9 protein-coding genes and 1 pseudogene are annotated in these 11,997 nt (G+C 64.6%); 3 read left to right on the top strand and 7 right to left on the bottom strand.

Translation table 11 applies throughout. The features are described from left to right. From B5F19_RS04055 to B5F19_RS04045, 3 genes and pseudogenes are all read right to left on the bottom strand, one after another. A pseudogene (locus tag B5F19_RS04055) lies at positions 1 to 911 on the bottom strand (DNA translocase FtsK); the annotation flags it as partial. Between the two features lie 32 nt (positions 912 to 943). Beyond that, a complete protein-coding gene (locus B5F19_RS04050; RefSeq protein ID WP_242972688.1) occupies positions 944 to 1,795 on the bottom strand; it encodes an undecaprenyl-diphosphate phosphatase in 852 nt (283 codons plus the stop codon). A gap of 125 nt (positions 1,796 to 1,920) precedes the next feature. Beyond that, positions 1,921 to 2,817 carry a helix-turn-helix domain-containing protein gene (locus B5F19_RS04045; protein WP_087288253.1) on the bottom strand — a complete coding sequence of 299 codons (897 nt, stop codon included), beginning with the start codon at positions 2,815 to 2,817 and terminating at the stop codon, positions 1,921 to 1,923. 123 nt (positions 2,818 to 2,940) lie between these two features. On the opposite strand from B5F19_RS04045, the gene B5F19_RS04040 reads away from it, so the two are divergent. Then, the gene (locus B5F19_RS04040) at positions 2,941 to 4,137 is read left to right on the top strand and encodes an MFS transporter (protein WP_087288251.1); all 1,197 of its coding nucleotides are present in this window, start codon (positions 2,941 to 2,943) and stop codon (positions 4,135 to 4,137) included. A gap of 96 nt (positions 4,138 to 4,233) precedes the next feature. Here the strand turns inward: B5F19_RS04040 and B5F19_RS04035 are convergent, their stop codons facing one another. From B5F19_RS04035 to B5F19_RS04020, 4 genes are all read right to left on the bottom strand, one after another. Further along, positions 4,234 to 5,022, bottom strand: coding sequence for an ATP-binding cassette domain-containing protein (locus B5F19_RS04035; RefSeq protein WP_087288256.1), 789 nt, complete (start codon positions 5,020 to 5,022; stop codon positions 4,234 to 4,236). A gap of 7 nt (positions 5,023 to 5,029) precedes the next feature. Beyond that, a complete protein-coding gene (locus tag B5F19_RS04030; RefSeq protein ID WP_087288249.1) occupies positions 5,030 to 5,935 on the bottom strand; it encodes an ABC transporter permease in 906 nt (301 codons plus the stop codon). Between the two features lie 83 nt (positions 5,936 to 6,018). Then, a complete protein-coding gene (locus B5F19_RS04025; RefSeq protein WP_087288247.1) occupies positions 6,019 to 7,050 on the bottom strand; it encodes an ABC transporter substrate-binding protein in 1,032 nt (343 codons plus the stop codon). 535 nt (positions 7,051 to 7,585) lie between these two features. Beyond that, complete coding sequence (locus B5F19_RS04020; protein ID WP_087288245.1) at positions 7,586 to 9,694, bottom strand: glutamine synthetase III; 2,109 nt, start codon at positions 9,692 to 9,694, stop codon at positions 7,586 to 7,588. A gap of 317 nt (positions 9,695 to 10,011) precedes the next feature. Between B5F19_RS04020 and glnA the strand changes: the two genes are divergently transcribed. Both glnA and B5F19_RS04010 read left to right on the top strand, forming a co-directional pair. Further along, positions 10,012 to 11,343: a type I glutamate--ammonia ligase gene (gene glnA / locus B5F19_RS04015; RefSeq protein WP_087288243.1), complete on the top strand. Its 1,332-nt coding sequence runs from the start codon at positions 10,012 to 10,014 to the stop codon at positions 11,341 to 11,343. Positions 11,344 to 11,408: 65 nt separating this feature from the next. Further along, entirely contained in the window at positions 11,409 to 11,963 is a 555-nt protein-coding gene (locus tag B5F19_RS04010) for an ANTAR domain-containing protein (RefSeq protein ID WP_087288241.1), read from the top strand. Positions 11,964 to 11,997: the final 34 nt, after the last annotated feature.

The following is an 11,997-nucleotide window of genomic DNA, read 5'->3' as shown; positions in this document are numbered from 1 at the left end:
GGCTCCGGCTGCGGGGCGGGAGCGGCGCTCTGGGGCTCCGGGGGCACGGCCGCCCCTCCGGTGAGAATCTGGTCCGGGGTGGGAACCCTGGGCCTGCGGTCGAAGAAGTGCTTCTTCTTCTCCGGGGGCGGAGGGGGCTCCTTGCCCACCAGGGGGCCGTCGTCCACCGGAATGTCAATATCCGGAGCCTCCGTCCGCCGTCCAGAGGTCCGGGGCGCGGGCTGGGGCACCCGGACCACCGGGCGCTCCGGCGGGTCCTGGGGCTCGTACTCATACCGGGGACGGCTGAAAAACCAGTCGGCCACGTCCACGATGGTGCGGTTGAAGGCTCCCAATCCCAGCATTAGCAGAGCCAGCACAAAGACCACCGCCGCGCCCACCCGGCTGAACACCTGGACAAAGGCCTGTCCCAGAATTCCGGCCAGCACGCCGCCGCCGGTCAGGGCTTCGCCGCTCTGCCACAGGGTCTGAGCCAGGGAGGCGTTCCAGGGCAGAGTCTCGGCGATCACGCTGTGGACCACGCAGGAGAACATCAGCGGGAGCATCAGGGCGCAGAACACCCGCAGGCGCACCGGGCGGCCCCGGTGGAAGGCCAGGATGAAGCTGGCGAGCAGCAGAGCCGGCGGCATCAGCCAGAAGCCGTAGCCGATCAGGCCCTTGATGAGGCCGCACAGGGCGTCGATAAACAGGGCCTGGACGTGAAAGCAGCCGAAGATGGTGAAGATGGCCAGCAGCAGGCAGATACCCGCCCCCACCTCCCGGCGGAAGGGCCGGTGGGCGGGCGCGGGGGGCTGCTTGCGGCTGCGGGAGGAGCCGCTCTTGGATTTGGATGAGGAGGAGGCCGTCCGCCGCCCTCCCGACGAGGACGAGGCGGAGCGGCTCCCTCCGGTCTTCTTTTGTGACGTTGCCATAGCGTTTGAGATCCTTTCTCAGGAGATCGCGGTCACGCCGCGGGGACCAGGGTGACGTTCAGGAGGCTGAGTATCAGGAACACCCCGCCTGCAATCCAGCAGTAGTAGGCGAAGGCCCCAAATTTACCCTTGGAGGCCAGCAGGTTCACAAGGCCGATGGAGAAATAGCCCACCACGCCGGCGATGACCATGCCCAGCAGATACTTGGGCAGCAGAGCGGTATCAATGCCTCCCGCCTGGACCACATCCACCACTTCTAAAATGGTGGCCCCCAGCACGGCGGGCAGGGACATGAGGAAGGAGAAGCGGACGGCAAACTTCCGGTCCAGCCCCAGGGCCATTCCGGCGGCGATGGTGCTGCCGGAGCGGGACAGGCCGGGCAGAGTGGCAAAGCCCTGGGCCACGCCGATGAGCAGGGCGTCCAGCAGCGTGGTGTTCCGGGCGTTCTTGCGGCCCTTGGCCATGCGGTCCGAGGTGAAGAGCACAACGCCGGTGAGCAGCAGGATGCAGCTCACCGCCACCGGGTAGTTGCCCACGGCCTCCACCTTGTCTTTGATGGGCAGCACCAGGAACAGGGGCAGGGTGGCCACGATCAGCAGCAGAATCTGCCGCCGGGCGGCGGGGGGCTCTCCCCGGCTGGGGGTGCGGGAGAACAGATCCCCAAAGAAGCGGAAGAACTCCAGGATCATCTCCCAGATGTCACGCCAGTAGTAGACGCACACCGCAATCAGGGTTGCAAAATGGAGCAGGATGTTGAACAGGTTGTCCGGCTCGCTCATTCCAAAAAAATGCTGAAACAGGGTCAGGTGCCCGGAGCTGGAGATGGGCAGAAATTCCGCGACGCCCTGGATTACGCCCAGGACGACGACCATGATGTACGACACAGTGCAGGTACCTCCGTTATGGTAGTTTTCAAAAATGGACGCTGTCATATATATTAGCACATCGCATCGGAGAATACCAGCATTTTTCGGAAATCTTAAAGAAGGTGCGCTCCGGCCGGCCGGCCTCACCGCTCCCCCGCGGCCCGGTATTCCCGGGGCGTACAGCGGTAGAAGCGCCGGAACTGCTTGGCGAAATTGCTGGGGCTGCCGAACCCGCAGGCCAGGGACAGCTCTGAGACGCTCCGCTCCGGATGGCGCAGCAGCAGTTCTGCCCCCCGTGTCACCCGGTATTTCAGCAGGTACTGGATGGGGGAGCACTGGATGGTCTTTTGAAAGCAGCGCAGGCACTCCCGCTCCCCGATGTCGGCCGCCCGCGCGATGTCCGGCAGGGTGAGCTCCCCGGCGTAGTTCTGATGGATGTACTCCAGCATTTTCCGCATGCGCAGGTTGTCCAGGCTCTGCCCCGCCCCGGGGCGGTCCATTTGGGGCTGAAACGTCTGAATCAGCTGAAGGGCGAGGCGGGACAGGCAGTCCCGCACCAAAAACTCATAGCCGTCCGGCTCGCCCTCCACCGCCTCGAAGGCCCGGCGGAAGTTGTCCGACGCCTCCCGCTCCCCCTCCTCCGGGAAGAGAAAACCGGTGAAGGCGGGACAGCGGATCAGCGGGTCTATGTACCGCCGGGCAAATACGGAGTGCTCGCCGCCGGTGAGCAGGGACGGGTGGAACACCAGAGAGCGCAGCTCGCAGAAGTCCGGGGTCCTCCCGGCGTGGAGCATATTGGAGTTGACCGCAAAGAGATCGCCCGTCCGGAGCAGGACGGTCTCCGACGCCGTTCTCCACTCCAGCGCCCCCTCCTGTACATAGAGAAGCTCCAGCTCCTCGTGCCAGTGCCATGGAATCCCGTCCCTCTGCTGTCCGGTGTAGCGGGTGGAGTACCCCGCGCAGGGAAACTCCAGCGTCCCGTGGGGCTGAAGCTCCTTCAGCCCCCGGTCCAGATTCAGCCCGCACTCCTGAAGCGACATGCGGCACACCCCCGGTCTCCGCCAAACTTGGCGGTTTTCTTATATTATAAGTCTAAAATTGAATTGATTCAAGGCCGCTTTGTCGGTATGATGTGAAAAGCAACATTGACAGGAGGCAATCCGATGTTTCATCTGCTTCTAGGGATCATCTATCTCGCGTTTGTCAGCCTGGGCCTGCCGGACTCTCTGCTGGGCGCGGCGTGGCCCAGCATATATCCGGAGTTCTCCGTCCCGGTCTCCTATATGGGAGGGATCTCCATGATCATCGCGGCGGGCACCATCGTCTCCAGCCTGCAGAGCGGCCGCCTGACCGCCCGTTTCGGCACGGGGCGGGTGACCGCTTTCAGCGTGCTGCTGACGGCGGCGGCCCTCTTCGGCTTCTCCATCAGCCGCTCCTACCTGGAGCTGTGCCTGTGGGCGGTCCCCTATGGCCTGGGGGCGGGCTGTGTGGACGCGTCTCTGAACAACTATGTGGCCCTCCACTACGCCAGCCGCCACATGAGCTGGCTCCACTGCATGTGGGGGGTGGGGGCCTCCCTCGGACCCGCCATTCTGGGCCTGGCTCTCTCCGGCGGCCAGAGCTGGAGCATGGGGTACCGCTCCATCGCGGCCCTTCAGATCCTTCTGACGGCCGTTCTCTTCCTTAGCCTCCCCCTCTGGGGCCGCGCCCCCTCGGTCGGAGACCAGGACGGCCCCTCCCCTGCCCCGGCGGCCCGAGCCCTCTCTCTGCCCCAGATCGTCCGGATTCCCGGGGCGAAGGAGGTCATGCTCACCTTTTTCTGCTACTGCGCGCTGGAGCAGACCACGGGGCTCTGGGCCAGCAGCTACCTGGTGCTGCAGTGGGGGCTCTCCTCGGAGACCGCCGCCCATTTCGCCAGCTTGTTTTTCATCGGGATCACGGTGGGGCGGGCCCTCAGCGGGTTTTTGACCTTAAAGTGCTCAGACGCCCAGATGGTGCGCCTTGGGCAGGGCGTCGTCCTGGGCGGCATCGTCCTGCTGCTTCTGCCCCTGGGGGAGCGGGCCGCACTGCCGGGCCTGATTCTCATTGGGCTGGGCTGCGCCCCCATCTACCCCTCCATCATCCACGCCACCCCCGAGCACTTCGGTCCGGCCTGCTCACAGGCCATGATCGGGGTTCAGATGGCCTCCGCCTACGTGGGCACCTGCCTGATGCCGCCGTTCTTCGGCCTGCTGGCCAATCACATCGGCGTGTCGCTGCTGCCGGGATATCTGCTGGTGATTCTGGCGCTGATGACCGCAAGCCATGAGGGGCTGCTGCGGCGCACCGCAGGCAGGCCGGCCGAGTCCGCCGCCTGCTGATCCAATCAGAAACCCGCCGCCCGCGGTGAGAGGGGTCCTCCAAAATCGGAGCCCCTCCCCGCGGGCGGCGGGTCTGTATTTCTGAATTGTGGATGCTCAGTCGGACAGCAGAATCCGGTCGTTGTCCAGGTCCTTCCCGGCCCCGGCCCGGAACCGCTCCAGAAGGTCGTTCACCGTCATGCCGGCGCGCTCCTCCCCCTGGACGTCCAGGACAATGTGCCCGGAGTCCATCATCAGGGTGCGGTTGCCCAGCTCCAGGGCGTTTTTCATGTTGTGGGTGACCATGAGGGTGGTGATCTTGTGCTGGGCCACCACGTCCCGGGTGATCTTCAGCACCTTCTCCGCCGTCCCTGGGTCCAGTGCCGCCGTGTGCTCGTCCAGCAGCAGCAGCTTGGGGGGATTCATGGTTGCCATGAGCAAGGTCAGGGCCTGGCGCTGTCCGCCGGACAGCAGGCCCACCGGCTGGCGCATCCGGTCCTCCAGCCCCATGTCCAGCAGGGCCAGACGGTCCTGAAACCGCTTCCGGTCCGCCTTCGTCATGGGAGAGAACCACCCGCCGCTGCCCGCGGCCAGGGCCAGGTTCTCCTCAATGGTCATGTGGGGGGCGGTGCCCCGCATGGGGTCCTGGAACAGCCGGCCGATCTGGCGGCTGCGCTTGTGGGCGGGCAGATAGGTGATGTCCTGCCCGTCCAGGGCGATGGAGCCCTCGTCCACATAGAAGTCCCCGGCGATGGCGTTGAACAGGGTGGACTTGCCCGCCCCGTTGGAGCCCACGATGGTGACGAAATCCCCCGCCGCCAGCTGGAGAGACAGGCCGCTCAGGGCCTGCTTCTCGTTGACGGTGCCGGGGTTGAAGGTCTTGGCAATGTTCTGGATCACCAGCATATCCATGTCACTCACCTCTCCTTCCCGCCAGCGCGCGGCGCTTCTGCATCTGGAACGCGGCCCACCGCTTCACTGCCGGAGCGGCGATGGCCACCCCCACGATGACGGCGGACACCAGCTTCATGTAGTCTGCGGGCACGTTGAACCGCAGGGCGGCGGCGTAGATGAACCGGTAGATGATGCTGCCGGCCACCACGCCCAGCACCCGCCGGGTCATGGAGCCCTTGCCGATGAGGGTCTCCCCGATGACCAGGGCGGCCAGGGCCAGCACCACCATGCCGGTGCCGCTGTTCACGTCGGCGAAGGTGCTGTACTGGGCCACCATAGCGCCGGACAGGCCGGTCATGGCGTTGGCCACGCACAGGCCCACGGTGATGGTGAAGTTGGGGTTGATGGAGGAGGCCCGCACCATGTCCGCGTTGTCCCCGGTGGCCCGGATGGACAGGCCCAGCCGGGTGCCCAGAAAGAGGACCAGCAGGGCGCACAGGGCCAGCACAATGATGGCGGTCACCGCCAGCTCATACCAGCTCCCCGCGAAGCCGGCGTCCTTGGCCATGGTGTAGATGGTGTCGGTCTGGAACAGGGACTGGTTGCTCTTGCCCATGACCATCAGGTTGATGCTGTACAGGCCGATGTTGGTGACGATGCCAGCCAGAATGGAGGGCACCGCTAGCTTGGTCTGTAAAAAGGCGGTGATGAACCCGGCCGCCGCCGAGGCCGCCATGCCGGCGGGCAGGGCCAGGATGGGGTGTCCCGCCAGACACATCATGGCGGACACGGCGCTGCCCAGCACAAAGGCGCCGTCGGTGGTCATATCGGCGATATTCAAGATGGAAAAGCTGAGAAACAGGGCCAAGGCGATGGGGGCGTAGAGAAATCCCGCCTCCAGCGCGGCCTGAACAATGGTCAGCACAGTGGAACGCTCCTCTCAATCAAAACAGGCCGCTACCCCCCGCCGGCCGGCGAGGGGTAGAAACGGCTTTTTCAAAATCCCAATCAGTCCTGGGTGGTCTGGACCTCCACCACCTGGGAACCCATGTCCTGGAACAGGGAGTAGTCCAGGCCCAGCGTGGAGGCGGTGTCGGTGTTTACGGTGATAATGTCGCCGGACACGGTGACATACTCGGGGAACTCCCCGGTCTGGAGGACCTCCAGGGCCAAATCGGCGGTCTGGGTGCCCAGGTTGGTGTAGTTCACGCCGCAGGTGGCGAAAGCGCCGTTGCGCACGAAGGAGTCGGCCCCGGCGTAGTGGGGGATGCCCGCCTCAGCCAGGATGGGGGCAATGGCCAGCTCGGTGGCCTGGACGGCGTTGTCGGTGGGGGTGAACACCGCGTCCACCTGGCCCAGCATGGAGTTGACGGCGGCAATGATCTCGTCGGAGGTGGTGCCCGTCTTCTCCAGATAGGAGACGCCCTTCTCGTCCAGATAGGCCTTGGCCTCCTCAATGGCGGGGGCGCTGTTCACCTCGGAGGTGGAGTACAGCAGGCCCACCGTCTGGATGTCCGGGTCGGCCGCCAGCATCATGTCCAGCAGCAGCTCTACGTTCAGCGCGTCGCTGGTGCCGGTGACATAGTCGATGCCGGTGAGGTTGGCCACCTCCGGGTAGCTGACGGTGCCGTAGATCACCGGGGTCTGGCTCTCCTCCGCCACGGACACCATCTGCTGGGCGGCCAGGGTGCCGATGGGGATGATGGCGTCATACTGGTCGGCCAGAATCTGAGCGCCGATCTGAGACAGCGTAGAGGTGTCGTTGTTGCCGTTGAAGTCCTCATAGCTGATGGTGAGACTCAGCTCCGCCGCCTTGGCATCCAGCTCGGCAAAGATGGCGTCCCGGATCTCGTTCATGGACGCGTGGTCCAGCTGCCGGACCACGGCGATCTTGTAGCCGCCGTCCGCGGGGGCCGCCTCGCCGCTACCGGCGGGGTCTTGGGCGGAACTGCTGGAGCCGCCGGAACAGGCGGCCAGGGACAGGGCGAGAGACAGGGACAGGGACGCGGCCAAAAGCTTCTTCATCGTGTTCTTTTTCATGGGAATACCTCCATAGTCTGCCCGTTTCGGGCTGAAATTTGTCTGGGTGGGTGATGGAGGGGCCGCTGCCAACGGCCTTGATTTTGGAGTATAAAAAAACAGCCCCTTATCCCCCATGGGACAAGAGCTGCACTCCTGCGATACCACCCAAATTGACGTTTCAAACGTCCGCTCGCTTCACGCGCCATCACGCGTGCCCGATGGATAACGGGTGGGTCCCCGTCGGCATCTACTTAGTCTCCCGTTCAAGCCGCCCTCGAAAGTCCATTCACTCGGCCGCGCCCCGCCCCGATCTCACCACCCGGGACTCTCTTCAGGTTTGCCGCACCGGCTACTACTCTTTCTCACAGGTTTCATGCTGTTTGGTTGTTGGGGCTATTATAGCCGCCCCTCCCTCTGTTTGTCAAGCATCAATTTTTCCGGACGCGGACATTTTTCCCCCGGCGCCGGACCCAGGCAGAAAGCCCGCCGCCCGAAAAAAGCGTTTCAGGCGGCGGGCAAAGTTGCAGTTCAACAGCAAGAAAGGAAAACCGCCTTACACCTCGAACATCAGGTCGCCGTAGGTGGGCACCGGCCAGATGGACTTGTCCACCATCAGCTCCAGCTGATCGATGGGGTAGCGCAGGGCGTCCATGGCGGGGACCACGGCGGTGCGGTAGGCAATGGCCATCTCCTTCACATCCTGGATGGCGTCCACCCGGTCCATGAGGGGCTTGAGCTGCTCCAGGGCGGCGGAGGCCTCGGCCAGGCGGGCGCTCACGTCCTTGAGGAGGCCGCGCTGCACCGACAGCTCCGCCTCGGGGCAGGCGGAGGCCACCGCGGTGATGGACTGGGCCAGGCGGGTGGTGTAGCCGATCACGGTGGGGATGTAGTGCTTGGCCGCCATGTGGATCATGGTGTTGGCCTCGATCTTGATGGTCTTCACGTATGTCTCATACATGATGTCCGCCCGGGCCTCCAGCTCGGACTGGGTGTAGATGCCGAACTTGGTGAACAGCTTCACCGCCTTCTCGGTGGTGAGGGCGGGCACCGCGTCCACCAGAGAGGCCAGGTTGGGCAGGCCGCGGCGGGCGGCCTCGGCCACCCACTCGTCGGAGTAGCCGTCCCCGTTGAAGATGATCCGCTGGTGCTGGGCCATGTTGTCGTGGATGAGCTTGGTGCAGGCGGCGTTGAAGTCGCCGGCCTGCTCCAGCTGATCGGCGGCCTCGCACAGGGCCTCGGCCACAATGGCGTTGAGGGTGGTGTTGGCGTCGGCGATGGAGTCGGAGGAGCCCACCATGCGGAACTCAAACTTGTTGCCGGTGAAAGCGAAGGGGGTGGTGCGGTTGCGGTCGGTGGCGTCCTTGTTCAGCACCGGGACGGTGGACACGCCGGAGTCCAGCTTGCCGGAGGCCAGCAGCTTGACGGATTCGGCGTTGGAGATGATCTGATCCACCACGCTCTCCAGCTGGTCCCCCAGGAAGATGGAGATGATGGCGGGAGGGGCCTCCTGGCCGCCCAGACGGTGCTCGTTGCCCACGCAGGAGGCGGACTGGCGCAGCAGGTCGGCGTGGGTGTCCACCGCCTTCATAATGCAGGAGAGCACCAGCAGGAACTGGAGGTTCTCATTGGGGGTGTCGCCGGGGTCCAGCAGGTTCTCCCCGGTGTCGGTACCGATAGACCAGTTGTTGTGCTTACCAGAGCCGTTGACCCCGGCGTAGGGCTTCTCGTGGAGCAGGCACACCAGCCCGTGGCGGGTGGCCACCCGCTTCATGGTCTCCATGGTCAGCTGGTTCTGGTCCACGGCCAGGTTGCACATGGTGTAGATGGGGGCCATCTCGTGCTGGGCGGGGGCCACCTCGTTGTGCTGGGTGGTGGCGGGGATGCCCAGCTTCCACAGCTCCTCGTTCAGATCGGACATGAAGGAGCCCACCCGGTCCCGGATGACGCCGAAGTACTGGTCCTCCAGCTCCTGCCCCTTGGGGGCGGGGGCGCCGAACAGGGTGCGGCCGGTGTAGATCAGGTCCCGGCGCTTCAGATACTTCTCCCGGTCCACCAGGAAGTACTCCTGCTCGGGACCCACCGAGGGGAACACCTTCTGGGCCTCAGTGTTGCCGAACAGGCGCAGGATGCGCAGGCCCTGGGTGTTGATGGCCTCCATGGAGCGCAGCAGCGGGGTCTTCTTGTCCAGGGCCTCTCCGGTGTAGGAGACGAAGATAGTGGGGATGCACAGGATGGTGCCGGCGGTCATCTCCTTCACAAAGGCGGGGGAGGTCATATCCCAGGCGGTGTAGCCCCGGGCGTAGTGGGTGGAGCGCAGGCCGCCGGAGGGGAAGGAGGAGGCGTCGGACTCCCCCATGATGAGCTGCTTGCCGGTGAGCTGGAGGATGGTCTTTCCGTCCTCCGGCCGGGTGATAAAGGCGTCGTGCTTCTCGGCGGTGATGCCGGTGAGGGGCTGGAACCAGTGGGTGTAGTGGGTGGCCCCCTTCTCCACCGCCCAGTCCTTCATGGCGTTGGCCACAATGTCGGCGGTGGCCATGCTGATGTTGCCCCCGTGCTTCATCACGTCCATGACCTCCTGGAACACCCCCTTGGGCAGGCGCTCCCGCATGACGGCGGTGCTGAAGACGTTGGAACCGAAGATCTCTGTCACGTTCACGCTCATACTTTCAAACCCTTTCCTTAGCATACAAGCTCCCCGAAACGAAAAGAGGGACAAGCCCGCCCCCTCCGGACACGCTTGTCCCCTCCGCAGACCGGCGCCCTCTCAGCGCCGCGATCCACTGGGTGCATTGTATTAAGAATACCGTACCGGCGGGCAATTTGCAAGTCTTGAAACCCACAAACTTCAGAAACCTCCGGGAACCGGATGTGGAATTTTCCACGAAAAGGGGCGCAGCGGAGCAAACATCCGCTTGACAGGAGGTTTCAGGCCGGTATACTGTTTTTATCAGCCAAAACCTGCGGAAAGGGGATACAACTATGTCCTACACCAAGGAAGACGTCCTCCGGATCGTGGAGGAGGAAGAGATTGAATTCATCCGCATGCAGTTTGTGGACATCTTCGGACAGCTGAAAAATGTGGCCATCACCGCCTCGCAGACCGGCAAGGCGTTAAACAACCAGATCATGTTCGACGGCTCCTCCATCGAGGGTTTTACCCGGGTGAACGAGTCGGACCAGTACCTGTTCCCGGACCGGAGCAGCTTTGCCATTTTCCCCTGGCGGCCCGCCCAGGGGCGGGTGGCCAGGCTCATCTGCGACGTGTACGACACCGACGGCACCCCCTTCGTGGGCGACCCCAGAGGGGTGCTCCGCCGGGTGGTCCGGAAGGCCCGGGATATGGGCTTTGACGCCTTCAACATCGGCCCTGAGCTGGAGTTTTTCCTCTTTGAGACCGACGAGGAGGGCCGGGCCACCACCCGCACCGGGGATCAGGCAGGCTACTTTGACCTGGGCCCTCTGGACCAGGGGGAGTCCACCCGCCGGGAGATCTGCCGGATGCTGGAGGAGATGGGCTACGAGATCGAGGCCAGCCACCACGAGAGCGCCGCCGGACAGCATGAGATCGACTTTAAATATGTGGACGCCGTGGACGCCGCCGACAAGATCATGACCTTCAAGCTGGCGGTCAAGACCATCGCCCAGAAAAACGGCCTCCACGCCACCTTTATGCCCAAGCCCCTCTTTGGGGCTGCGGGCTCCGGCATGCACCTGAACATGTCCCTGTTCCGGGATGGGAAAAACCTGTTCTATGACCCCGCCGACCCCCGGGGCCTGTCCCAGATGGCCTACTCCTTCATCGCCGGCCTGTTGGAGCACGTGAAGGGGTTCACTGCCCTGACCAACCCCCTGGTGAACTCCTACAAGCGGCTGGTCTCCGGGTATGAGGCCCCCTGCTACAAGGCCTGGTCGGCCTCCAACCGCTCCGCCCTCATCCGCATCCCCGCCTCCCGGGGCAGCTCCACCCGGGTGGAGCTGCGCAGCCCCGACCCGGCCTGCAACCCCTATCTGGCCATTGCCGCATGCCTGGCGGCCGGGCTGGACGGCATCGAGCGGGGGCTCACCCCTCCCCCGGAGATCCCCGGGAACATCTATGAGATGGACGCGGCCACCCGCTCCGCCTTCGGCATCGAGACCCTCCCCCGCACCCTGGAGGAGGCCCTGGAGGCCATGAAGCAGGACCAGCTGGTCATGGACGTGCTGGGTGAGCATGTGGCCTCCCACTACCTGGCCGGCAAGCAGCGGGAATGGGAGGAGTACCAGACCCGGGTGTCCAGTTGGGAGATTGAGAAGTATCTGGTGACCTATTGAGGCAATGCCCCCGCCCCGCAGGGCGGCCCCCTGTACCAGATCAGTAATAAAGGAGGGAGACACTTATGGACACCGTCATTGTGGCCTTTGAAAACGCCAAATTTGTCCGCCAGCTCCGGGAGCTGCTGGAGAGCGCCGGGTTGGCCGAGTGTCTCCCCTGCTCCTCCGGGGACCAGGTGCGCCGCCTGCTCCAGCGGCAGGGGGCCTGCTGCGTCATCTGCGGCCCCCACCTCACCGACGGGCCGTCGGAGTGGCTCTTTGACGACCTCCCCCCCTCCTGCCTGATGCTGATGGTCGGGCCCAAGCACCAACTGGATTTGTGCGGCAGCCCGGATATCTTCAAGCTCCCCACCCCCCTGCGCCGGGAGGAGACCATCCTCACTGTGCGGCTGCTCATCCAGTTCAGCCATCGGATGGAGCGCTTTGCCCGCAGCAGCCGCAGCTCGGCGGAGCAGCGGGACATCGACCGGGCCAAGAGGGCCCTGATGGAGAAAAGGGGCCTCACCGAGGAGGAGGCCCACCACCGGCTCCAGAAGCGGAGTATGGACGAGGGCCGGCGTCTGGTCCAGACCGCCCGGCAGGTGCTGGCGGAGCTGGAGGAGCCGGCGTCCGAAAGATAGAGCGAGCTCCGGCCCTGAATTGGGGCCGGAGCTC

Source organism: Pseudoflavonifractor sp. An184, assembly GCF_002160305.1.
GTDB classification, from domain to species: Bacteria; Bacillota; Clostridia; order Oscillospirales; family Oscillospiraceae; genus Lawsonibacter; species Lawsonibacter pullicola.
The sequence above is the reverse complement of the archived record's forward strand: the minus strand, read 5'-3'. Positions and strand labels throughout refer to the sequence as shown.

Excerpts from the sequence above, each read along its gene's own strand:
- B5F19_RS04035 (WP_087288256.1), bottom strand. The coding sequence starts at position 5,022 with ATGCTGGTGATCCAGAACATTGCCAAGACCTTCAACCCCGGCACCGTC.
- B5F19_RS04045 (WP_087288253.1), bottom strand. The coding sequence starts at position 2,817 with ATGTCGCTTCAGGAGTGCGGGCTGAATCTGGACCGGGGGCTGAAGGAG.
- B5F19_RS04010 (WP_087288241.1), top strand. The coding sequence starts at position 11,409 with ATGGACACCGTCATTGTGGCCTTTGAAAACGCCAAATTTGTCCGCCAG.
- B5F19_RS04025 (WP_087288247.1), bottom strand. The coding sequence starts at position 7,050 with ATGAAAAAGAACACGATGAAGAAGCTTTTGGCCGCGTCCCTGTCCCTG.
- B5F19_RS04020 (WP_087288245.1), bottom strand. The coding sequence starts at position 9,694 with ATGAGCGTGAACGTGACAGAGATCTTCGGTTCCAACGTCTTCAGCACC.
- glnA (WP_087288243.1), top strand. The coding sequence starts at position 10,012 with ATGTCCTACACCAAGGAAGACGTCCTCCGGATCGTGGAGGAGGAAGAG.
- B5F19_RS04040 (WP_087288251.1), top strand. The coding sequence starts at position 2,941 with ATGTTTCATCTGCTTCTAGGGATCATCTATCTCGCGTTTGTCAGCCTG.